Source organism: Paractinoplanes durhamensis (assembly GCF_016862175.1).
In the GTDB taxonomy this organism is placed as follows: domain Bacteria; phylum Actinomycetota; class Actinomycetes; order Mycobacteriales; family Micromonosporaceae; genus Actinoplanes; species Actinoplanes durhamensis.
Genome location: NZ_BOML01000100.1, coordinates 1 through 22,442, shown reverse-complemented (window position 1 = coordinate 22,442; position 22,442 = coordinate 1). Strand labels below are relative to the sequence as shown.

18 protein-coding genes are annotated in these 22,442 nt (G+C 66.5%); 7 read left to right on the top strand and 11 right to left on the bottom strand.

Annotation, left to right across the window (positions count from 1 at the left end; all coding sequences use genetic code 11):
- Window positions 1–742: 742 nt before the first annotated feature.
- The 4 genes from Adu01nite_RS46880 to Adu01nite_RS46865 all read right to left on the bottom strand — a co-directional run bounded on the left by Adu01nite_RS46880 (window position 743) and on the right by Adu01nite_RS46865 (window position 9,002).
- Complete coding sequence (locus tag Adu01nite_RS46880; protein ID WP_203735909.1) at window positions 743–1,135, bottom strand: hypothetical protein; 393 nt, start codon at window positions 1,133–1,135, stop codon at window positions 743–745.
- A gap of 19 nt (window positions 1,136–1,154) precedes the next feature.
- Window positions 1,155–6,374, bottom strand: coding sequence for an SAV_2336 N-terminal domain-related protein (locus tag Adu01nite_RS46875; protein WP_203735908.1), 5,220 nt, complete (start codon window positions 6,372–6,374; stop codon window positions 1,155–1,157).
- A complete protein-coding gene (locus tag Adu01nite_RS46870; protein WP_239133235.1) occupies window positions 6,367–7,173 on the bottom strand; it encodes an AAA family ATPase in 807 nt (268 codons plus the stop codon). The genes Adu01nite_RS46875 and Adu01nite_RS46870 overlap by 8 nt, the downstream gene beginning before the upstream one ends.
- A 143-nt stretch (window positions 7,174–7,316) precedes the next feature.
- Window positions 7,317–9,002, bottom strand: coding sequence for a vWA-MoxR associated conflict system protein (locus Adu01nite_RS46865; protein WP_203735906.1), 1,686 nt, complete (start codon window positions 9,000–9,002; stop codon window positions 7,317–7,319).
- A gap of 214 nt (window positions 9,003–9,216) precedes the next feature.
- Here Adu01nite_RS46865 and Adu01nite_RS46860 point away from each other — a divergent pair, with 214 nt between their 5' ends.
- On the top strand, window positions 9,217–9,540 hold the full coding sequence (locus Adu01nite_RS46860) for a hypothetical protein (protein WP_203735905.1): 324 nt from the start codon (window positions 9,217–9,219) through the stop codon (window positions 9,538–9,540).
- Between the two features lie 557 nt (window positions 9,541–10,097).
- On the top strand, window positions 10,098–10,349 hold the full coding sequence (locus tag Adu01nite_RS46855; protein WP_203735904.1) for a hypothetical protein: 252 nt from the start codon (window positions 10,098–10,100) through the stop codon (window positions 10,347–10,349).
- 445 nt (window positions 10,350–10,794) lie between these two features.
- Here the strand turns inward: Adu01nite_RS46855 and Adu01nite_RS46850 are convergent, their stop codons facing one another.
- Window positions 10,795–11,046, bottom strand: a complete 252-nt coding sequence (locus Adu01nite_RS46850) for a hypothetical protein (RefSeq protein ID WP_203735903.1) — start codon at window positions 11,044–11,046, stop codon at window positions 10,795–10,797.
- Between the two features lie 542 nt (window positions 11,047–11,588).
- Window positions 11,589–12,275, bottom strand: coding sequence for a hypothetical protein (locus Adu01nite_RS46845; protein WP_203735902.1), 687 nt, complete (start codon window positions 12,273–12,275; stop codon window positions 11,589–11,591).
- A 1,690-nt stretch (window positions 12,276–13,965) separates the two neighbouring features.
- Between Adu01nite_RS46845 and Adu01nite_RS46840 the strand changes: the two genes are divergently transcribed.
- Both Adu01nite_RS46840 and Adu01nite_RS46835 read left to right on the top strand, forming a co-directional pair.
- Complete coding sequence (locus tag Adu01nite_RS46840; protein WP_203735901.1) at window positions 13,966–14,175, top strand: hypothetical protein; 210 nt, start codon at window positions 13,966–13,968, stop codon at window positions 14,173–14,175.
- 181 nt (window positions 14,176–14,356) lie between these two features.
- Window positions 14,357–14,752 (top strand): hypothetical protein, encoded by a 396-nt coding sequence (locus Adu01nite_RS46835; RefSeq protein WP_203735900.1) that lies wholly within the window; start codon window positions 14,357–14,359, stop codon window positions 14,750–14,752.
- A gap of 181 nt (window positions 14,753–14,933) precedes the next feature.
- Here the strand turns inward: Adu01nite_RS46835 and Adu01nite_RS46830 are convergent, their stop codons facing one another.
- Window positions 14,934–15,488, bottom strand: a complete 555-nt coding sequence (locus tag Adu01nite_RS46830; RefSeq protein WP_203735899.1) for a hypothetical protein — start codon at window positions 15,486–15,488, stop codon at window positions 14,934–14,936.
- Window positions 15,485–15,898, bottom strand: a complete 414-nt coding sequence (locus Adu01nite_RS46825) for a hypothetical protein (protein WP_203735898.1) — start codon at window positions 15,896–15,898, stop codon at window positions 15,485–15,487. Before Adu01nite_RS46825 ends, Adu01nite_RS46830 begins: the two co-directional genes overlap by 4 nt.
- 529 nt (window positions 15,899–16,427) lie before the next feature.
- On the opposite strand from Adu01nite_RS46825, the gene Adu01nite_RS46820 reads away from it, so the two are divergent.
- Both Adu01nite_RS46820 and Adu01nite_RS46815 read left to right on the top strand, forming a co-directional pair.
- Window positions 16,428–16,772: an FxLYD domain-containing protein gene (locus tag Adu01nite_RS46820; RefSeq protein WP_203735897.1), complete on the top strand. Its 345-nt coding sequence runs from the start codon at window positions 16,428–16,430 to the stop codon at window positions 16,770–16,772.
- 124 nt (window positions 16,773–16,896) lie between these two features.
- Window positions 16,897–17,232 (top strand): helix-turn-helix domain-containing protein, encoded by a 336-nt coding sequence (locus Adu01nite_RS46815; protein ID WP_203735896.1) that lies wholly within the window; start codon window positions 16,897–16,899, stop codon window positions 17,230–17,232.
- An 807-nt stretch (window positions 17,233–18,039) separates the two neighbouring features.
- Here the strand turns inward: Adu01nite_RS46815 and Adu01nite_RS46810 are convergent.
- Together Adu01nite_RS46810 and Adu01nite_RS46805 are read right to left on the bottom strand one after the other, a co-directional pair.
- Window positions 18,040–18,537, bottom strand: coding sequence for a hypothetical protein (locus tag Adu01nite_RS46810; protein ID WP_203735895.1), 498 nt, complete (start codon window positions 18,535–18,537; stop codon window positions 18,040–18,042).
- Between the two features lie 1,716 nt (window positions 18,538–20,253).
- Window positions 20,254–20,433, bottom strand: coding sequence for a hypothetical protein (locus tag Adu01nite_RS46805; RefSeq protein WP_203735894.1), 180 nt, complete (start codon window positions 20,431–20,433; stop codon window positions 20,254–20,256).
- Window positions 20,434–21,342: 909 nt separating this feature from the next.
- Here Adu01nite_RS46805 and Adu01nite_RS46800 point away from each other — a divergent pair.
- Window positions 21,343–21,840, top strand: coding sequence for a hypothetical protein (locus Adu01nite_RS46800; RefSeq protein ID WP_203735893.1), 498 nt, complete (start codon window positions 21,343–21,345; stop codon window positions 21,838–21,840).
- Window positions 21,841–22,094: 254 nt separating this feature from the next.
- On the opposite strand, the gene Adu01nite_RS46795 is transcribed toward Adu01nite_RS46800, so the two are convergent.
- A partial coding sequence (locus Adu01nite_RS46795; protein ID WP_203735892.1) for a tetratricopeptide repeat protein occupies window positions 22,095–22,442 on the bottom strand: 348 nt, incomplete at its 5' end.

Here is a 22,442-nt window from a genome sequence, read left to right as displayed (position 1 = left end):
GAACAGAAGGCCCACCCCACACGGGGTGGGCCTTCTGCATATCCAAAACCAGGCCGCGGCCTGAAGCCACCAACGCATGTCCAGCAGCCGACGGCGCCCCGCCACCTGCGAAGACGCGCGATGGCGGATACCGGGATAGCAATCCGGCGAAGCACAGGTACCCTATGATCGCGGGCCGCTAGCTCAATGGCAGAGCTGAGGACTTTTAATCTTCAGCAGTAGCTTCTCCTGTCGTAGGGCCCCGATATCTCCGGCGCGTCCAGATTCTTGAATGCCAGTCCTACCGGAGGCCTGTCTGTAGTCCCTGGTCTGTGCGGTGCTGACGACTTCGTGATCGGCTCTTCGGCACTGCTGACCGCCGGAATCCGCGCGGCAGACAGGAAATCCTCCTGGGGCCGACGGCATCCGAGCACCCCAGGAGCACCCTCGGATTGACGGGGACCCACGCGCGACGGAACTTGCCGTGTCGGAGCGGAATGGCCGGCGCGGCTCTTGGTTCTGTGGTTGATCATGCGGGTCAAATGCCGCGGAGACCTCTCATCTTGGGTCTGCTCCGGCCGAATGGTGTAGCCATGTCAGTCGAGGCGCCCCCGCGGGATCACGTAGCCCTTCTCGTCGGCCAGTGGTCACAAGCCCCGGCCCAACGGATCGTGGCGAACGGCGGACTGCCGGCCGCGGCGCAGGTCCCGGCGGCCGAGGGCCGGTGCGGTATTTACGTGTTGTCCTTCACTGACGGCCAGCTTTACGTGGGCCAGGCGGTCAACGTCGTGAGCAGCTCAGCGCTCACCGCAAGACGTACAGCGACGTCGCAGAGATCCACTTTTGGCGAGTCTCGCGCGAGAGCCTCGACGCCTTCGAACAGCAGGCCATCCGGATCCTGCAAGCTGAGGGATTCCTCCTGCGTAACGTCACCTATGCCGCCGGCCGACTCGGTGCGAGTGACCTCGACGCGATCGCCTCCTCTGAGCAGCAGCAGGCCTGGTTCATTTCCCCTGTCTCCGACCACGTCGGTGACGAGGTCCGCCCGGATCGGGCCCAGGTTCGCATGGCGAATCACGGCAGGTTCGACCGGGTTGCCAGGGATCCGCGTCTGCCGCCGCACTTCGCGCGGTTCGCCGCTACCTCGCTCGGACAAGGTTCCTAAGAAGCAACTGTCAGTCGCCGAGCTCGCGCAGGACGGCTGCGACGAGCTCGGTGTAGCCGGATTCACGGCGCAGGTCGGGAGAGAGCGCGTTGATATTCTTGAGAATGTCGCCCAGCCGGGGCAGCGCGGCGCGGATCTCCGTGTAGAGGTCGATCTCCTCCCGGTAACCATCGAGGTTGGCGGCGGACACGGACTTGAGTGCCGCGTCGAGCGAAGCGGTCGTAGCCTCCCAGTACCGGACGTGGGCGATGCGGTCGCGAGGCTTGTAGATGCCGGCCCCGTCCAGCACGACCGGGAAGATGCGGTCGCGGAAGTCGTCGTGCTTGGCGATCTTCAGCAGTTCGAACATGCAGCTCTCGGAGCGCAGGTAGCCCTCGCTGATGACGAGCACGACGGCCCGCCCGCGGCCCGGTGAGCGCATGAACTCGCGAATGTCCTTCTTGTAAGGGACGTCTCGGCCGTCCTGGACGAGTCGCACCCCGTGCGCCTCGAGGGCCGGCCGGATCTCGTCCACCACCGCGGAGCTCTCCGGATTGCGGGCGTACGACACGTACACCTCCCGCGGCGTCGCCGGTGACGCCGACATCTCCTGCCGGCTGCGCAGCAGCTCCTGCCAGCCGTCGGCCATCGCCCGCCGCAGCGGGGCGAACGCGGTGTCGTCGGGGCTGATCCGGTGCAGTTCGAGGACCAGGTCGAACAGGTCGAGGACGTGCCGGGATCCGTCGCGGAAGTCGCGCACCTCGCGGCCACCGAGCCGGGCCAGCTGGTCGGGGCCGGCCGGGCCGTCGACCAGCAGCGGTATGACCGGCTGCGTGCTGCCCCGGCGCAGCCGTGCGGCCAGCGACGGCACGACCGGCCAGGAAGCCCAGTAGACGGGGGTGCATAGCATCAGCACCGTGTCGGCGGATCCAATGGCGTCCGGGTCGTCGACAATGTCGATCCCGGCGTCGCGCAGGCTCTGCGCCAGGTCCTCGGCCCAGCGATGCTGGTCGCCGGCGTGGCTCAGGTGGCAGCGGGGCGGGGCGCCCCGCACGTACGCCTTGACCCGGGCCAGGTTCGCCTCGTACTCGCTGCGCAGCCGGGCGTAGCTGGCCTCACGGATCACCGGCGCGTGCAGCCCGGCCGCGGGCTGTCCGACAACGTCGGCGTCGGGCAACGGCACTTTTTCGCCGCACTCGCTGCAGAAAAGGAAACCGCGACGTTCCCGGCGGCGCTGCAAAACCACCGACCGGTCCTGCCGGTGCTGGTTGCGGCACGACACCGGCGTATAGCGGGTGACCGCAACGTCTCGCTGGACCAGGAATTTCTCGAACAGCCCCTGGAAAAGCTGGCGCCCGTAGGCGGGGGTGGCGGCGCTGTAGGAAAGCACGAACTCCAGCTCGCCCTCGCGCTCCTGCAGGACCCGCAGCCCGCAGATCTGGCCACGCTCGAACTCGTAATGCGTCTGGTCCTGCCACTGGGTGACCCGGGTGAAGATCTGCGCATAGCCGAGAAGAACGGCCACAGCGGCGTACGAGTTCTCGACCTGCCCCCGCGCGACGTAGGACACGTCGTCTACGGTTTCGGCGTCGTCCTGAAGTGGCCGCCGCTGCCGGATCAGACTCGGGAAGATCAGCAGCGTCTCGGAGCCAAGGGTCTCCCGGAAGCACACGTTGTGTCGCAGGAACCGCACCACCGTCGCATCGATCAACACCTCCCGCTCGGCCGGGTCGAGGGTGGTTAGCTCGGGCAGCGCGTAGGCGCCGTTGAGCAGGATCGTCTCGTTGATCGCGCCGAGCTCGCGGGGATGCCGGTCGGCGAGCAGAATAATCGACGACGCGAGGTCCGGCAGCAGGCTCGGTACCAGCAAGATCAGGTCGAGTCCGGCGGAGCTTTTCAGCACGGCCACGTAGCCGTGGGTCTCCAGGTGGCCGACGGCGGCGCGCATCTCGTCGGCGGTGAACTGCCACTGCGGATCGGACGCGGTCAGCTCGCGGAACAGTTGGTCGGTGTCGACGAGCACCCGGCCGCCGGCGGCCTGCTCCTTGAGGCCGAGCACGTAGTCCTTGATCCGTTTGAAGGTGACGGTGGTGACGGTGGCGGCGGCTCGGTCCCACGGGATGATCCGGCGCAACACGTCGAGCAGGTCGCCGAGGCCCTCGCCGCTTTTGGCGCTAATGGCGACGTATCCGCCGGTGACGCCGCGCTGGCGGCACAGCTCGTCGAGGTCGGCGCGGGCGATGACCGACGGGCCGCGGTCGAGGCGCCCGCCGACCAGCACGGTCGGCGGCAGCGAGGCCTGCCCGGCCAGCTGTTCCAGCCAGAAGTCGACGCCCTTAAGGGTCTCGTGGCGGTTGGTCGGGTCGAACATGAGGATGGCGAGGTCGACCCGCTCCAGGAAGATCACGTGGACCGGCCGGTAGACGTGTTGGCCGGCCAGATCCCATACGACAGCCTCGCACTCGGTGCCGTCGGGCCGGGTCACGCCGAGGCTATCGACGACCCAGAACTGCTGGCCGTGGGTGGAGGCGTGCTCGCGAAACTCGTTGTGCGACAGCCGCCAGCCGAGCCCGGTCTTGCCCACCCCGGTGTCGCCGACCAGCACCAGCTTCGCGGTCGTGTAGCGCACCGTGTCGAGGCCGGTGCCGGCCCCCTTGAGGGCGGCGAGGTCGGCGCTGAACAGCAGCAGCTCGTCGGCGCGGGCCACCGCGAAGTGGCTGCCGCTCGGGTTGAACCGGGCGCGGATCCACACCTGGCCGGTGTGCCGGGCAAGGCGAAGTGCAGCCAGTTCGCGGACGTCGTCGGTATGCCACAACCGCACCGTGTTGTCCCACGAGGCGGAGACCAGGACGCTGCCGTCGGGGGAGAACTCAAGCCCGCGGGTGTCGCTCGTGTGTACCTCGATGGTGTTGATGAGTTGGCCGGTGAGCGGCGCCCAGACGCATACGGTGGCATCCTGTGAGCCGGAGGCGAGTAGATCGCCCCGGGGTGACCATGCCATCCCGCCGATGAACGAGTTGTGCCCGGCCAGCCGAGCGACAAGCTCGCCGGAGTCGGTGTCCCACACCCGCAGCACGTTGTCGTAGCTGCTGCCGCTGTCCTTCGGGCCGTCTCCCGACCCGCCGCCGCTGGCCAGGTGGCGGCCGTCGGGCGACCACGCGAATTCGTAGACGTTGCCACGGTGGTCGTCGAGGGCACGCACCACTCGCCCGTCGCCGGAATCGAGTATCAGCACTGTGCCGTAGCTGGTGCCGACGGCGATGCGGTCGCCGCGCGGCGAGACGGCGGCGGCCTCGAAGCTGGTGTCGGCGACGGTCCACGCGACCTCGCCGCTCTCCCAATCGAGGACGCCGACGTGGCCGGCCTCGTCGAACATGATGCGGCGGCTGTCCGGCAACCACCCGAACGAGGAGGTGACGCTGTCCGGCAGGGGCCGCGCGTCCGGCGGAATCTTGACGGTTCGCAGCAGCTGTCCGCTCTCGACGCTCCAGATCGCCACGGTGTCGACGGCGGCCACACCGACATAGAGCCCGTCGGGCGAGAAGTGCAGGTCCCGCACCGGCTCGGCGGGGATGCGCAGCCGGTGCAGCAGCGTCAGGCCGTCGGGCGGCGACTGGTCGAGCCCGCCGCGCCGCTTGCCAGCTGAGGACTCGGTGCCCGCGTGGCTGCCGTCGACCCGGTCAACCTTCCCAGCCAGTAGCTGCGGCGGCGCTGCCTCGGTATCCGCGTCGCCGGCGCTTAGGTGTACCTCCGACATCTCGGCGATCGGCTGCACCTGCGGCACTTCAAGGCGGCCGGTCGGGTCGGTCGCGGCAGCCACAAACGGAAGACCGTCCCTGGCCGCGATGCGGCTGGTGATGGCTCGGTACCGGCCCCAGCGATCACGAGCCGTGAGCATGGACTGCAACTCGGTCCGCACTCCCGCCCGGAACCGGAGCGCTGGCGTCTGAGATGCGGGATCCGGTGATGTGTCGAAGAGCCGGCCAAGGAGAACTGTGGCGACGTCCTCCGGTCCTGCCTCGGGGACCATCTCTTCGCGGATGATGTCAAGCACCGACAGACTGATGTCGTCGTGGTCTTGTGCCGCGCACAGCATGGCCAGGCGAAGGGCGTGCGCCGAGGCGCTGATCCGTAGCGAATCGACTGCCGAGGCCGCGCCGCCCGGTGAGACGGGCAACGTTGTGCCGCTGTCAGTGGGGACGAGCACGCCGTCGTAGCCGTCCGGGTCGGCGGCCATCAGCCCTTTGGCCCAGCGCCCCAGCGCGTGCGGTGTCAACGCGGGGACGGGGAGGGTCGTCGGCGACCGATCGGACGAGCGGACGTCCAGCTCGGTCAATCCGCCAGCGAGGTGGCTGTAGCTGCCGGGAACCCGCGTCGTGAGCCGGGTCGTCGGCAGGTTGAGCGCGGTCCGTGGCCAGGCCGTCGACGGGAGCGGGTTGACCAACGCGATCGGGGTGCGGGCCGCCCAGGCCTGCAGTTGCAGCCACGGCCCGACCCTGTACCAGGGTTCGGTGGCGCAGTCGGAGATCACGACGATGAGCCGCCGCCCGTCCGGAGAGCCGAGACGGCTCGGGCTAGCGGGTCGGCCGTCGGCACCCTGCAGCAACGCGTCCGGAATCCACCGCCAACGGCGTAACGCGCGGAAAGCGCCGAGGTGTGTGAAGATTTCGACCAGTTCGTGCACCGTGCCCGACCATGCCGACATGGACAGCGATCCGTCGACCACCAAGTCCACGTCGAACCAGCGTTCGGGCGCCTGACGGAAGTGCGGAACCAGGATGCTGGTGGCGGCATAGGCGCGTACCGTCGCGTCCACGTCGAACTGCCGTCGCCGCCCGTCCGGCCAGGACCGCTTGAAGGGCCGCAATGCCCGCATCATCGCCAGCCGGTTCATGTGGCCACGGGCACCGGTCAGCACGACCTGAGTTGCCCGCTCACCGGGCCGGCCGTTCGCGGTGATGTCATAGATCGCACGTCCGGGCGTGGTGGCCGACTGCGACGCGGCGTCCCTGGCCGTGGTGTCGGGTTGGCCATCTGCTCGTGGACCGGAACCAGTCTCGGCTGCTGTCTGAGGGAGTCCTCGCGACGGTCCGGTGCTAGGAGCGTCGCTCTTCCCGCCCTGTGGTGGCTCGGTGCTCGCTCCGGTCGACGCGGAGTTCTGCCAGAGCCAGAGCACCTCGAGGACTCCGACCGAGTCCAGCCCGTACTCCTGCGCCAATCGGACGACAAGTTGCCCGAGCGGCTCAGGCATCGGACAAGTCTCGCAGGAGCAGTCCAGTGAGTCGCTCGCGGGCGGCTGCGTCCTCGGGGTCTGCACCGGTCAACAGGAAAACGGCATTGAGTAACTGGTCAGTCGCCAGGCTCCGGCCGGCCCCGACATCACGCGCGAACTGGCTGATCAGTTCGGACACCCTAGCCGCCGTCGCAGCGTCCAGGTGTGCCTCAACGATGCGGGCGAGCATCTCCTCGTTGATGGGAGGCATGCGGAACCGGACACAGCGGCGAAGAAACGCCGCCGGGAAATCCCGCTCGCCGTTGCTGGTCATAACGATGAACGGGAAGTTGGTGCAGCGGACGCGGCCATCGACGATCTCGTGAGTGATCGCTGCGTCGGATTCTCTGATCGACACCCGTTGATCCTGGTGTCGTGTCAGCTCGGGAATGCGGAACTCGCCTCGTTCCAGTACATCGAGCAGGTCACTGGGCAAATCCAGGTCGCTCTTGTCGATCTCGTCGATCAGCAATGCCCGGGGCCGCTCGGTCGGCGCGAGCGCGGCCCCAAGCGGACCGAGCTGGAGGAAGTCGGCGATGCTGTCCTCGACCGGAGCGCCGCTGAGCTGGGCGAACTGCTGAGCATGAATGCGGCCCAGCACATCGTATCGGTAGAGCGAGTCGGTCAGAGTGCTGCGGGAGGTGATGTGCCAGCGTAGCGGCGCGCCCAGTTTAAGTTCTGACGCCACCGACTCGATGAGCGTCGATTTACCAGACCCGGGCATGCCCGTCACCAGCAGCGGCCGACGCAACGACAGAGCGGCGTTGACCGCCTCCACCAGGCCCTCCGGCGGTTGGAACAACCGACCTTCGGCGACGTCCGGCCGCGGGAACTCCCGCCATGGCGGAGACGGCGGAAGAGGCGGCTCCGCTTCCTCCCGCGGTTGTCCGTCGCCCCGATAGTAGCTAGTCCAGGCCATCGTCACCCCTCTGCTGTTGGGTCCTCGGAGTTGCCGGCGAAGCGCCGACATAGGTCCAGCCACGTGTCGTCGTCCCAGACGGCCCTCCAACCGGCAAGATCCGAATAATCGCCGGCCAAGCGTGCGCGGTAGGCGTCGGCAAGCCAGAGAGGGACCTCCGGCCAGCACGCCTCCACGATGCGGCAGGCCGCGTCTGACACCACCATGTCCGCGTCCGGCCACAGCAGAATCGGAGAGTCGTTCAATAGCGTCCGCAACAGTTCCTCCCCGCCGGTGGGATGGAAGTCGAGGGCGACCGCCCGGTTCAGCCTGCCGGCGACGGTCATCCTTCGCACCTCCTTCAAGTCGGTGGTGCGCTGACGGGACAGCCAGTCCACCCAGGAGAGCGGCTCGCTGGTCCGCAGACTTCGTAGCCGGTTGCGGGCATTGCGGGTATTCGTCTTCATCCGGTCCCCCCACCGCGTGACGACGTCGTAGGCCACGATCATCCGACCGGAGACGGCTGCTTCCTCGGGTCGCCACCGCAGGAGCAGGCCCGTCGGAATGGCTACCTCGACCCGGGAAAGGCGGACACCGGCACCATCGGCCAGCATGTCGGCCCAGTCCAGATGATCGTGGATCGCCGCTTCCATGGCCGAACGGGTCGGCTCGCACCGCAGCACGCGGGGGGTGTCGGCCGAGCCGTCGAAGACGAACCAGGCCAGGACAGACTCAGGCCAGTCGCCCGCGACCGAACCATGAAGGCTGACGATCAGTACAGCCCGGCCGTCCGCTTGATCGCGCACGTCCTCGATGGCGTCGTTGACCTCGGCCAGGGCATCGATGTCGCGTGCCCAACAACGCAAGGGCTTGTAGTCCAGATCCATGCCGGGGTCGACGCCGACATAGAGTTTGAGCACAAAGCGTGCGAGTCGGCGACGAAGACCCAGGGTGCTGCCGGGGGTGTGCAGAGCGATCCACTCCAGGTGGTCGTTCAGAGTGCGGAGGGCAAGCACTGCCTCATCCGGCAAGACTCCTGGTAGCCGGAGAGCCTCTCTCATCAGCTTCGTGGTCACTGCCTGAGGGATCAACTCCTGGACGAATGATGCCGTCTTGAGCGTGATGATGAAGTCGTCGACGCTGCTGCGCAGTAGTTCGATTAGGGCCGGGTCAGCGCTCAGCGAGCGAACCGACAAGGTCTGCAGCCGGGGAATCGTCCAGCGATCGACAGCCTCGCCGAACCCCGCCGCAGAGAGCATTTCGTTCAGATGCGACCGGCCCAGTGGGCCCAGCGCCGGTTGCCGCCCGTCGTCGAGCAGGGCCGCCGCGGGGTGGGTTTCATTGTCCAGTACCAGGACGGACGCTCCCCGCTTGCGGGCATCAGGCCTGAGCTGCCGGGTCAAGCGCAACTCTTCCTGGGCGCCGTCGTACATCGCTTTCCAGTTGGGCTGACCCTCAGGGCGGCAGCTGCCGATCGCCTCCGCCACGGATTGAAGATGGGTGATGAGGATCTCCGTGATCACCCACTGCGACGGCAGCGAATGGCCGGTTACCCAGCCGTTAAGCGTCTGGGCCTTCAGTGTCAGGTCCGGTCGTTTCTGCCTGACGAGGGCGATGAGTCCGATCTGCTTAGGCCTACCGGCTTGTGCATAGAGGTCTTTAAAAGCATTGCGAAAGACCTCCGCGGCACCGGCCGCCGCCTTACCCATGGACGACCGACCATCCGGTCCGGATCCGGTCCGGATCCCGACCGTCATAGTCGACAGCGCCCGTGAGCTGCGTGTCCCGGTGCGTGGTCAAACCCGATGTTGCCGGATAGCAGCCGTACTGGAAGACCTGAATGAGCAAGCAGTCGGCTGAGGCGCATGCGAACGGTCTGCGACGGGACCTGGATCGCGCCGAGAAGAAGGAGAGCAGATCGCCGTGGACAAGATCATGGGTGCACTGACATACGAATCGATCAGCATGGACTGGCATCACCCGTTGGTCACCTTCCTGGCGGAGGGCAATGTGGATCATGCGGCAGGTCAGCTCCAGTTGCTCATCTTGGTCGTCTTCGCCATTCTTTTTCTCTTGCTCAGCCAGGTGCGTGAACTGATGAGACAGATCGCGCACACCATCGAGGAATGGCAGCGGCTGCGTCGATCGATGCGCCGCGACGCGAGTCATCCGCCCACCGAGCCGTTGTCTACGGAAGACGCTGACCGGCCGCACCATGGTACCGGTGAAAATCACGAGACGCGTTGAGACGACGAGACAAGATGGCGGCACAAAGAGGGACGGACCCACAGACACTGCTGGTTCCGTCGCCGTCAGCGGTAGCGAGGGCGATCGAACACGCTGTCGAGGATCGGGAGCTGGTGCCGGGCCTGCGTGACCCGCATGGGCGGTGGATGGATCGGCACGCCGCGACTCGCCGGCTCCAGCAACTGGCAGCGATGGCCGGGGTGTCTTTCGACCGCGGCAGCGCTCGACCGCAGCGCGGCGTCATCTCGATCGACCACGGCTCGGATGACGAGATCTGGGTCAAAGCCTCGGCACAGTCGCTACGGCCGGAATGGCGATCGCGCCGGACGGCACCTGGTTGGCCACCGCCGGCAACAGCCGGGTGCAGTTGTGGCCTGGTAGTGCCTCTCAAACCCGCTCGGCCCACGACACTTTCAGGTGGCATCCCCAACCGACCTGGACTTGCGTCTACATCAGCTCGCCGATGACCTTGACCGAGCGGCTGAACACCCGCTACTGGAGAGTCGGGCCGGGATCGAGCCGGGCCTGCGGCCAGCTGCCGTCACCTCGTTGCCGAAATGTCGGACCAGGCTAACCAGCTCTGGGCAACGCTGTCGGACTTTCAGGGCGCCGATCTACGCGCAGCCGCGGCTACCAGTCTGGACGAGCTCGACGGCGTTGTGTGGTCGGATACCACAGCGTCCGGTGGCGCGACGCGCTGGCCGGACCAGCTACGCCTCGCCTTGGTGGAACACTCAACCGAAGCCGAGCACGGCGTGTTCATCGTGCGGCTCGGCACCTCGATCGGGGCCACCTCGCCCGCCGTTTAGGACCACCACAGTAGGCATCGCGTACATCGAAGAGAGCAAAGCGCTGGCATAGCACTACGCCCGATACCGCTCAGATGGTAATGCAGCTCGGGTCATTCCATGGGAAGCATCATCTCCGCCCGACATTCCAGGTCGAACGAACTCGAGATGCAGCATGGTTCGCGTACTTCTACGAGCAGTTCGTCGCAATGTGGAAGGCAGCCGAACCGTATGAGCTCAGCGGAGATCCGGGCGCGACGGGCCACACCTAGCCAGTCGATTCGATGACACAACGACGTACACCATAAGCCGCATTCTGCGCAGTGCCACCCCTGCGGCGAATGCATCGCACGCTCGTGTCCGGCGTGATCGGGCTGGAAGCTTGAGGGTGAGCTACTCCTGCGCCGGGCAGGTGCTGTTGACGACCTGATTGTCGTCCTGCGCGACCACGGATATACGGCGCTCGTTAGGCCCGGCAACCGGGCTGTTCGGGTTTGTGCTCGGCCAGCACGGCCTGCCAGTGGGCGAGGTCGCGGCGACCGTCCGCGAGCAGTGGGGAGACCGGCTGCCCAGCGTCCGTCCCGGGCCCTGGCAAGCGGTCGGCGAGGCACTTGCCGCCGGCGACTTCCAAGCCGCGATCAGGGCTCTGGTCCGCCGGAACGAAGAGTTCACCGCACTGCGCGGCGGCGGCCTGCCGTGGGTGCAGATCACCGATCAAGACGGGTTCCTACTGAGACCTGGCCCAACGCGGCTCCTGGCTGGTGCCCAGTGCCCCCAGTGCCCCACCCATCCCTGGCTTCGGTGGCCGCGAAACCCGTCGTCGGAGCTCTTCAACACTGCGGTGATCACGGGGTGCATCGTCGTTCGGGCGAGCCCGCCTTAGGGATCGCCGCCGGACGGGCTCGTTGCAGTCGTCTTCCCATCCCCGTCAGGTGGTCCCGAAGATGGTGCTGAGCCGCTCGAGTCTGCTTCCTTTGTGGGAGCGATCTGCGGGTCAGGGTCTTCCGATGCGGTTGACGGACGACCGCAGAGTAGCCGGACCAGCTCTCGGGCGTCCTTGCGCCGTTCCTTACCCGCGAGGAGACCGATGAGCGTGGCGGCACCGAGCGGCGAGTTGAGCAGCTGGCGCGCGATCCTGTAGATCAGGTACGCCACGATCACTACGACGAGCGCCGTCGGTGAGGCGCTCAGGAGGGCCTTCGACAAGTCAGCGAGCCAGACCGGCATTTCGATACTCCCAGGACGGTGGGAGCAGCGTCGCTAGACGGCGGCAAGCTCCCGGAAGACGGTGGCGAAAGTGGTCTTCCGGGCAGAGTTCGGCCCACGGATACGACACCGTGCGGGTACGTGACGGTGGAGTTGGGCCTGCGGCCGCACATCACGCCCTGGGTCTGGTGACGGGTCGAGGTCGGCGCGGACGAGGCGTACGGCTAGGCGGTAGATCCACTGGATCAGGGCGTAGCCGGTTCGGTGCCGCCGTACGCGGTTGCGGCGCCGAACAAGGCTGGCGGCAACTCTCTCGACCAGCGGATCCCACAGATCGCCGACAACCTCTTGGCCGGCGCCGGGCACGTCGGCAATGCCGTCGCAGTCGATCAGCAGCACCGTACGCTCGTCGACTGGCGAAAGGACATTCTCCGGCTTCAGGTCGCCGCAGTCGCGCATCGCGAGTTGAGCCGCCAGCGCTGCCAGGAGCGTGGTCTTGCCCGCGGAAGAGTTCCCGAGTAGCACGATTCGGGGTCCAGGCTCGGGGGCGAGGGGTATCGACTCGATCAGTTCCGCTGGTGCGTTGGCGGCTTCGAGCGCGTCGCGCCAGTACAGACGTTCAAGCTCGTTGGCGCCGTCAAGCCACGCGCCCAGCGAGTCCGGTACGCCAAGGGTAGAGGCCCGCGCGGACTCGGAGGAGTCATCGTCTCCTCCGAATGCGTCGACGCAGGCCGTAGCCACGCCTCAACGGTACCGAACCCCGGGGCGACAGGGGAGTCAAGAAATAGTGTCGATTCGCGTTGATCGCTGCTGACATGCCATGCAAGTGGTGGCTGTGGCCGATGATCCCGACCGGGCTTGGCTGTGGCGGCCGAGGCCAAGAAGAGCGCTCGGCCTGGTGTGTGAGTTCGGCGGCGAACGCCTTCGTCGACGAGACGCATGATCGTGAAGGCCCGACGCTTGCCGTGGCATTCAGCGCCGGGCCTTCACGATCAGCTCACCGGATCGAGCGGCTAAGACCACTAGAGCTGTCAAGGCGACGGCTACGGGTGTCACTGCAGCCCTGTCCTGCAACTGCTGTGTGGGGTCAGTGTCCGGCGCTACCGCCTGCCAGCGGCGAAGTGCAAGACGGCGAGGATGAGCAGGACGGTCCCTCCGCAGGGGGTCACCCTCAAGCGCCGCCTGGGCGGCGAAGTGCGCTGGGCGGTCGGAGATCTCTAAATTCTTGGCACATTCTCGACGTGACCAGTGCCAAAACAGATCATATCCGCGCCCCGGCATGAGAATCCGGCCTATGAGTCGACGCCCGCCCTTCGTCTATCGGTGGTAGCGCCAACCGGTCTCGGAATGCCTCGCCTACCGAGTTGGCTCCCACTCCCTTCCTCCCGTCCCCAGCTGCGCCAGTTGGAGCGCCAACTCCAGCAAATCTCTCTCGCTCAGGCCGCGGAAGCTGAGCGGCGCCAAGCATGGGAGCGCCAGCAGGAGCGCGAACAACTACACCGAGACCACGTCCAGGCACGCTGGAACTGGCTGTTCCTAGTACTGACCGTATTGGAGTTCGCGCTCGCAGTGCCGCTGAACCTGCTATCGGATCGCATCGGCAACCAAAGCTCACCGACTTCGCCGCATCCTCCACCGGACAACTGGCTAGAGTGTCCGGTCCGTATCCGCCCCGGCCCGCCTTCACCCCTTCCATCCTGTCCGCTTCGCCGGACGGATAGCGGATTCGCGCCCGGCGATCGCCGCCAGAGCCGAGATTGGGGACATCCGCCCAGACTCGATCAAGCAGCGGAGCAGCGATGTCGGCGAACGGAGAACAGAAGATCCACCGGGCGGCGTGTGCTGCGTCAACTGAACGCGGACCCAGGTCTCATCGCGGTTCAGCCGTGCCCTGGGGATAAATATGGACATACAGGAACTTCTGGCCCGGCAGGTTCGGGCTTACCGACGACGTCGAGATCGCCACTGTCCGTTCCCAGCGAAGCTGAGCCAGCTCCCATCAACGTGAACCATGCAGATCATCGGCTTGCCGGACTTGGCAACCAGTCTTCTCACTATGTTGAGCCATGCAGGTCAGCGGGCTGACCGTGGCTCAGATTGGCAGAGAACTGACAGCCACGTCCCTCAAGCCGCCTCGCGAGGGCCGTGACGGCGTCGCGGACCTCGGGTCGATAACGATATTTATGGCCGATCCGTACGTGCTGGGGTGCACGGTGGCCCTGAGGCGCGTTGCCAAACCTCGGATCTTCCGTCCCCGGCGGCGCCGCACGACCGCTAGCTGGTATGGCTCGTTGTTCAGACAGTCACAGACAGCCGGGCAATGTCATGCATAGTCTCGAACGATGGCGGGAAATTTGTCGTACCCCAGCCATACGGTGAGTTCCTGACCGCGACAGTGCGTGCCAGGATGCTCGCAGAGAGGAGGGGAAGCGTGACGACAAGAACAGACGGGGACGTTGTTCCCGAGGTTCACGAAGTCAGCGCCGAAGAGGGCGCTGCCCTGTTCGACCGCACCGCTCGGCGCCTGCTCGGCGTCAGCGGCGAGGAGTTCCTTGCCCGCTGGGATCGCGGCGACTACGCGGACGAGCAGGAGAACATGAATGTCACGAAGGTCGCCATGCTGATTCCGTTTGCCCGGTAGATCAGCTTCTGAGGCTGTCAGCAACTTCGTCGGACCGCTGCAGCGGGCGCTGTCGTGCGTCACCCGAAGTCCGCTGATCATCAGCCCTGGTGGGCGGCACCTACAGGGCCGGATCCACACCTTGACGTGGTCGGAGGCCGAGCCCGTCCGGGTTCGGGGACCGAGGGACGACATCCTGACCTTGGATATCTCCGTCCAGTACGAGATCGTGCACATCCCTCACGACCGTGAGCGTGGCCCGTACAAGGTTTCGACCCGCGGCTACATGCACACTTTGCAGACGATCGACGGCGCGGAGATCATCGGCTTTCACTGGCATCCGAACGGCAAAGGCGACGGCGATACCGATCGCACCCCGCACATGCACATCGGATCGACCCAGCTGAACCCTGCGGGGGTGATCAGCAAGAAGCACCACATTCCCGGCCGGCGCATGTCGGTAGAAGAAGTGCTGCGCTACTGCATCGTCGAGTTCGGGGTGGAACCGCTACGTGCCGACTGGAAACCGGTCCTGGCAGACAGCGAGGACCTGTTCCGGATGTGGGCGACTTGGGGCGCCGACAAGCAGCCGGAATGACAGCGGCCTCGAGTGCGTGGTCATGGCCACAAGAGTTTCCCGGCAGGAACACCGGCTGGCGGGCCTGACGGACCTACTACCCGGTGCCGCAGCGATGCGGCAGAGCCTTGGCCGCGCCCTGCTGCCACGTCGCGAGATTTTCGCAGCTGTTGACGGCCCGGTCGGCGTCAGGCCCTTGTGGTCAGCGGTCACGGCCAAGTGTGGGTAGGCCACCGCGGAGCGCCCGGATGGAGGTGCCGCGCCGGCGGGCTCGCTCGTAGCGGTCCACGTCGGCCGGGGTGGTGATCATGATGGTGCGCAGCCCGAGGTTCTCCTGCTGACGGCGCAGCACGTCGACGCAGCGCGCACAGGGGTGTGGGACCGGCATCTGACGCTCGGCTGGAATCCCCGGATCGAGTTGGCGGCCGCAGAGGACGTGCCCCGGCAGCTGCGGGTTCGGGTGATGCGCCCGTTTACGGTCCGCCAGCGCCACCCAGCCGGGCGATCGCCACGCGCGCCGCAGGTCGGCGCCGCTCAACGGCGCTGCTTGCGCCGCCCGCTGCTGCTTGGCGGCCGCTCGCCGCGCGATCTTCTCCTGCCTGGCGGTATCGAGCAGTCCGCGCTTGCGGGCCTTCTCCAGCCGCGCCCTGAGTCCCGTCTTGCAGGCCGGGCACGGTGCCCAGTCCCCCGGCGAGTGCGGGAGTACCCGCACGCCGACGGGCAGGTCCTTGCCGCAGACCACCCGTGACCGGATCACCGGATCACCGGATCGTGCAGCAGCCGACCGGGGAGCCGGACCCATCCGGTCTTCGCCAGAGCATCCTTGATCTCCGCGGGCTCGTCCTCGGCCGCCGGCGGACGGGGCACCGGCGGACGGGGCAGCGGCGATGCCGGACGGGGCACCGGCGGGCGGGACTCCCGGCGCGGCTTACGGTTGGCGCCGTTGGCAGGGCGATCTGTGGCTTGTGACCGGACGCCGCCGTTTACCGGCTCGCCCAGGAGCGTGGCGCACTCGATGCAGGGATCGAACCCAGGGTTGCGCGAGTGGACCGCGGCGTGCGGATCCACCACTCGCCCGCACATCACGTACCCGTCGCGATCCGGATCGGTGCGATGCATCGACGCGCCGCGCCGGTCGGGCAGCAGTGTCCACCTGTGAGCGACCACGCACCCACGGTAGTACGCCCGGTGCCAGATTGGTTGTCACGAATGCCATCGTGCGTGCCGATCGTCTCCAGTAGGCAGGAGCACTCGTTCTGTAGAGAGGCTCACATCCGCATCAGAAGTGAGAAGGTCAGTGCGGCTGATCGAGCGAGTAGCGATGTGTTCCTGCGCCGGATCCCTCGCGGCGACTCCTCCGCGGCGGAAGGCCGTCCGGCGCCGGACCTGGCGTGGCGATACCGGCTGGCCACGGTGGTGGAACGGTCCAGCCGGACGTGTCTGCCGGTGTTGACGACCGTCAAGATCCACTTCCTGGGTGGGGTGCTGAGGCCGAACGGCCGAGTGCGTGATCGGAGTGGATCTTGAGAATGGGTTGGTGACTCAGCCTCCTCCGCCCGCTTCGCCGTGGCCTGCTCGACCTCAGCCCTCGGTCGGGTCATATCCACCGGGATATCCCATGCCTCGCGGCTATCGGCCGCCGGCGAAGAAGAGTTTCTGGTCTTCACCTGGAGGCATCGCACTCATCATCGGTGGCGTGTTCTTCCTGGTGGTGGCAGGGTGCGTCGGGGTCGCCGTCATCGGGTTGGTCAGTGACCGTTCGGCGGCGTCCGAGATGCATGTGACGGTGACGGGCTGCAAGTTCAGCGGGGGAGATGTGCTGCCGGCCGCGACGGTGGAGTACACCGTGACGAACAACGGCGACTCCGCGCGTGGCGTCACCGTTCGTTTTGAGTACCGTGACTCGGCGGGCAACCGGATCGACACCGACACGGCGCACGTGAAGAGCATCGCTCCCGGCGACACCGTCAGAGCCGAGGAGACGACCTTGCTGGACGCGACGGTCTCATCGGGAATCTGCGCCATCACGGGGGTCAGCTGAACGGTGGGATGGCGATCCTGGCCGCGCTGCGCACCGAGCTCGACGCACGGTGTCGGTGCCGGCGGTCCGCGGGGTTGACGTCAATTCCCCGACCGTGGCCGGGGCGCCCGTCTAGGTTTGGTTGGTGAGTAAAGATGACGTTGAGCAGGCGATACGGCTGCTCGCGTCTGACTCGGCAGCGCTCACGCTTGATCAGCGGCTGAGGATTGCCGCACTCCTGGCCAGGCCCGCGGAACCGGAGACGAGCGATCAACAGCACGCGTCGGCCGGTATACCCATCGAGGCGATGGTGTTGACCGTCGAGGAGACCGCTGATGTCCTCAAGGTCGGCCGGACAACCGTCTACGACTTGATCAAGAGTGGCAGGCTCGACAGCATCATGATCGGACGGCTCAGGCGCGTTCGGTACTCCGATGTGATGGCCTTTCTCGACAACACTCACGTATCAGGTGCTCCTTGATCCGGTTGTGCCGGAACGCGGCTCGCCCAACCCGCTAGGCGGCGTTGAAGCTCCTCGGTCTCACACTTTGCTGGCCGGCATTGCTGCAGGCGGAACGCCGTCGGGCTCGGTGCTGCGTTCAGTGTCGGACTCGCCCTGCGCAAGACGATCGAGTAACTCAACCCATAGGCCCGACCGTCGCTTCGGGCCCTACGGGTGAAGTGAGCATCACCGGACGGTCGCGTGCGGGGGCAAGCCCCTTGCTGCGTTCGTCCCGGATGTTGGGGGCGACTGGGGATCAGGCTTTGCCGGTTCCCTGATAGGCGTCGACGATGCGGTCCTGCACTGAGCCGTCCGCGTGCAGTGGAGCGAGGCCCCGGCTACGGCCAGGGCGATCTGCATGCTGGGCGGCGACGCTGCAAGGAAGTGAAGGCCGATCGCAGCGCAGAAGAAGGCTGCAGGGTCTTGCGTGCCCGGACCCAGTCGCGGATGCCCTTTGGCTGCACGTCGTCTTGCATGACCGGGGAGCAGTCGCCGTGGACCAATGCGACGGCTGCCTCGGATAGGTCTCCACACAGCCAGTCCTATTAGGAGTCTGTGACCAGCGTGGGACCGCCCGGCGCTTCTGATCCCTGGCCCGGGCACGTCACCGAGCGCGGGCGCCGCTCATCGTTGTACCTCTCCGATGCCGGCGTCACCGGTGTTCCTCCCGGATTTCTACAACTCCGCTGGACCCGGTGCGGGACACGGCCTTCCTGCAGGTCGGCGAGTTGACATGAAGACCATGTGTGCCGTCACCGGCAGGGGTCACAGGCCTGTATTGCGGCGTCAGTCGGTGACGCCGAGGTGGAGCAGCCACACCTGTTCCTGATGGTTGATCACGACGTCGACGTAGGCGGCCGCATACCAATCGTCGGTCTCGACGGTGAGGCTCCAGCACTCCGCATCATCGGGCCACAGCCGGCCCATCAAGGCCATCACCCAGTACGTGAGCGAGTCGACCAGGGCCCTCGCGGGCGCACCCTGCCCCCAGGCATCCGCCTGCCGCGTGGGCAGGAACAGTCCGGGCAGCGCGTCACCGACCGGCGTGCGCCAGGATTGCACCCACTGCAGTCCTTGGACGCGACAGAGGCTGGGCAGCAGCGCATTCACCGACTCCGCGACGTCCCCGTCGATCAGCGAACCGGAGACGAGGCTGAACTCGCAGGCAAGGTCACCTTCCTCCAGCAGATCGGCCAGCACCGTCAACGCATGGTTGATCATCTCGGGAACGGCTTCCGGGCCTGCCCCCTGCGCTGCCGGCAACGATGACCAGTCGAAGCTCATCCTTGCTCCTCCCGTTCGGTGGCCTCTGGCCGTCTTCCACTCTCCCGTCATGGACATCGGCGCTGGCAGGCAGGGGCAGACACCCGCGGGTCGAGGACCGGCCGGCCGGCAGCTCTGGCTACGACTGCCGGGCGGGATGCCTCCAAAAGCGATGTACGGAGTCTGCGGACGTGGACGTCGCTGGGTGCCTCGCGTGCAGGTCAGCGAGAGGCGTGATCCTGGCCGGAGTCGCTGTCGGCCGGATGGGTGGGTTTGGTCCGAGAGGTCACCGTCTTCGGCGGCGGTTGTCGCTCGCTCCGGTCGCAGTCACTGTGGCTGCGAGGTCGCGCGCGATGACGTCGAGTTGATGTCACCCCGGCCCTTGCCGCAGCGGGGCTTCCAGAGGCCACCGATCGAGGTGTACCGCCGAACGCCGCTTGTTGGATGCCATCGGTCAGCCCTGGACCGCCTACTTCAGCACCGGCGAAGGTCACGCGGCCAGATGCTGCACCTGCCACCGCAGCGAGGTGTCCTACGACCGCCCCGACTGATCATTTCGATCCTCCGGCCGGAGCGGGTAGGGGATTCATCGGGCATACCGGGAGCTTATAGAAGCATTTCCGGCTACCGAATTCCCGCGTCTCGGCGGCCGACTATCTTTCGACAGAAGGGCCGGGGCGTGCCAAACGCCAGGTCAGGGGCCATCTCCGAATGGGGCAGGGCGCTGTTCGGCGTGGCATTCGAAAGCCCCATCGAATATCCACAGAGAGCAGTCGCGGAAACGCGCGGTCAATGCGGTCCGTAGCGGCGAGTCCGGATTCAGGAACTCCTTGTGAGTTGTCGCTCGACGTTTATCGCTTTCTGCGCATAGTGACACAGACCACCGCAAGCTGTGACGTTTCGGCCGCAGACTGTGGACATGGGCCGGTCCTTCCAGGTCGCACGACACCGATCACCACCCGCCCGGCCGCCGTTGCGGCCGGGCGGCAGAGGTGCCGTGCTGGACCAAGGGGTTGGGCCGGCGTCGTCCATGCGTCGCGGCCACTGTCGTGCGATGGGCGGCGACGCTGCGGTGGCGCAGCAGTGCCGGGAAGGAGGTGAAGCAGTGAGTCAAGAGACCGGACCGCCTCAGCGCCATGATCGCCTGCTGAGGTGGGTGTACGGCATCGCCGCTCTGGTGACCGCCGTCGCGGGGCTGGTAACGGCCCTCAACGGGTGCGGCTCCACCTAGGCGTTGGCCTAGATGGAGCCGTTTCACCAGAGAAGGGGTCCGCGTTCGGATTGATGGCCAGCGCGGGCCTCTTCCGCCGTCCGAGCCTAACCAGCGGGTCAGGACATTTGAAGCGTGCAGCCACCCTGCCGTGCGTTCGAAGGCCCTCGCCGACTGGCGGCGGCCCGGACTGCCACCACCCCCTGCCGGCCACTGAATCTCGGCATGTGCCGGCGCCGCTGCATCGGTAGCCATTGCGCCGACCGGAGCCGGCCTTCGTGAAGCCGGCCCGCCCAGGACCTGAGCCCAGAGCTGATGGCGGAACGTTTCGAACCCCACGCGGGGGAGGGAGATGCCTCGGCTGCTTCGGCCAATGCGGTGAACGGTGCTGCCATCGCGCCAAAACCGACCTCAACACTCCCGACAACGACGAGACCGACAGGCAGCACCCGCCGCCTGTCGGTCTCGTCGTTGTCGGGAGTGCCCTGACCGTGGGCCAACTCAGATGGCTCGGCGCGCTGTGCGTCCTACTTGCGCGGCCAGACGTAGACCGCCGTCACCCCGAGCGCGAGGGCGATGATGATCCCTCCTACGGTGATCGCGTACCGGACAGTCTCATCGGTCGTCTGCCATCGGCCCGCTATGGCGAGGGTGGTTCCGGTCGCACTGGCGAAACTGCCGGCAGCGAGCAACGCAGCTTTCACCACGCTGGGACGGTGATCCGGCTCGAGCTGGCTCGGTGGCTGTCTCCGGGCTACGGTGGACATGTCGTTCTCCTAACTCTGTTCATCACTGGGCGGGTTATCGATCGACGCAACGGCTCGTCCTGTCCGACGAGCCGTTGCCATAAATCTGCGGCGACAGTACCCGACGGCAATGCGGGCGGAACAGTGCCAACCCGCGCGCCGCGCCTTTGTAGCGCATTTTCGAGCGGCTGAAATAGGCCCCGCCTGAACCCGCCTTTTCTCGGCTTTCCCAGGTCGCGCTGCCGGGAAGCGCCGACTCCCAGTGTCGGCAACCTGAGGTACCCTGCTTGCAGGGGTTTCACCTGATCGAGCGTCCAGACCGGCATCTAGTCACGAGACTAGCCACCGGCAAATTACTCCGGGTCTCAGTAAATGCATTGCACGGAGGGGTGTTAAACGAACTTAGGGCACATCAATATCGGGCCGGAATTAATTCATCCATAGGGCATGGCCTATTCCTGGTCGAGCAGTAGCGTCAACGCTCCTGGGCATTTCTAGATGACAGTCATCCGCGGTCACCTCGCCAGAACAGGGACGCGGGCGGTCCTCGATACGTTCGCCACTGGAAACCGGCCGCACTGTCCCGGTACAGGTGCGAAGCGAAAGGTCAGCCGCGGGGATGACGCCACGAGGCCGACCGTCGTCGCGCGCACCGCCGTGGTTCGCCCATGCGTCCACTTACGATCACTGAGCAGGCTCCCCGGCACGGAAAACCGTCAACCGTCGCCCCATCGATTACCCCCAGGGAGTGCGGCCGGCGTGCACCGCCGTCGGCGTAGCCAATGGCAAGAGACCTGTGTGGGGCTCAACCGCACCGTTCACCGTTTAGGGGCGTTGACGAATGCCGGTCGTGCCTGCTCGGATCGGCGGGTGCTGAGAATGACCGCGTACGCCGACCAGATCGCCGCCGGGGACACCGGCGCCTGGCAGGCCGCGGTCAGCCGGGCCGCGGCGTGGATCAGCCCGCACCGTCCGGACGTCGATCTGACCCGGCAGCTGCCGCTGGCGCAGGGGTTGCTCAAAGCGACCGCGTTGCTGGTGTACGGGCTGGCAGCCGGTAGCGGTATCGATCCGCGTGCGGTGTCGGCCCCGCAGGTACTGGGGTGGATCACCGAGCGTCAGCTGCCTACGCCGCCGCTGGAGCCACCCCGCTCGCGCGAGGACCAGGAGTGGATCGAAGCGTTCCGGCACTGGCGTCGCGACCTCGACGCCATGGTCGCCCGGCAGCTGAGCGACCTTGCCGCACTGCTGCGCACCGCCGGCCATCAGATCCCGGCACCCGGCTTCCACAGCCTGACCCGTACGTCACCGGATCCCGTCGCCGCGACCTGGTTGGCGCTCGCCGACACCGACTCCCGGACACCCTGAGGGAGACCCTGTTCGACCAGTACCCGATACCGATGCTGGCGGTGGGGTTGAGCAGCCTGCAGGATCTCGTCAGCTGACCGACGCACGCCGCCGGCACGGCGCGAGGGGAAGCCCCACCCGCAGCCTCTTGGCCACTCTCCGTCACGAGTCCGTGAGGTTGCCTGCGCACGGATCAGCTGGCGATAACGCGCTCGATCAGTCGAGTCGCCAGGCTGTTGAATTGCGATGAACGTTGTCGAAAGTTGGGCCTTCTACTACTCGGTCGCCTTTTCAATCAGCCCTCTGAGATGCGTGGAGAGTGTCTCTGCGCCGATTTTGTCGGCGGCGGTGAGGCTGGTCTTGAGGACGGTGATTGCTTGGTCTGGGTTTCCTGCCGAGAGAAGGATCTGTCCGAGTATGTTGCCGACGTTGGCGATGCCGTCCGGGCGTTGGAGCTGCTGGAGAAGCCGGAATGAGTCGGCGAGCAGAGGGAGGGCCGCGTCGTGGTCTTCGCGTGCGAGTTCGATTTGGGCGAGTCCCCATTTGGCTGCCGCGATGCCGTCGAGGTCGCCCAGGGTCTCGTTGACCTTCAACCGCTTGAGGTGAAACTCGGCGGCTTGGTC

What these genes read in the sequence shown, in the direction of transcription:
- Adu01nite_RS46875 (WP_203735908.1), bottom strand. Translation starts at nt 6,374, where the DNA reads ATGCCTGAGCCGCTCGGGCAACTTGTCGTCCGATTGGCGCAGGAGTAC.
- Adu01nite_RS46865 (WP_203735906.1), bottom strand. Translation starts at nt 9,002, where the DNA reads ATGGGTAAGGCGGCGGCCGGTGCCGCGGAGGTCTTTCGCAATGCTTTT.
- Adu01nite_RS46855 (WP_203735904.1), top strand. Translation starts at nt 10,098, where the DNA reads ATGTCGGACCAGGCTAACCAGCTCTGGGCAACGCTGTCGGACTTTCAG.
- Adu01nite_RS46810 (WP_203735895.1), bottom strand. Translation starts at nt 18,537, where the DNA reads ATGAGCTTCGACTGGTCATCGTTGCCGGCAGCGCAGGGGGCAGGCCCG.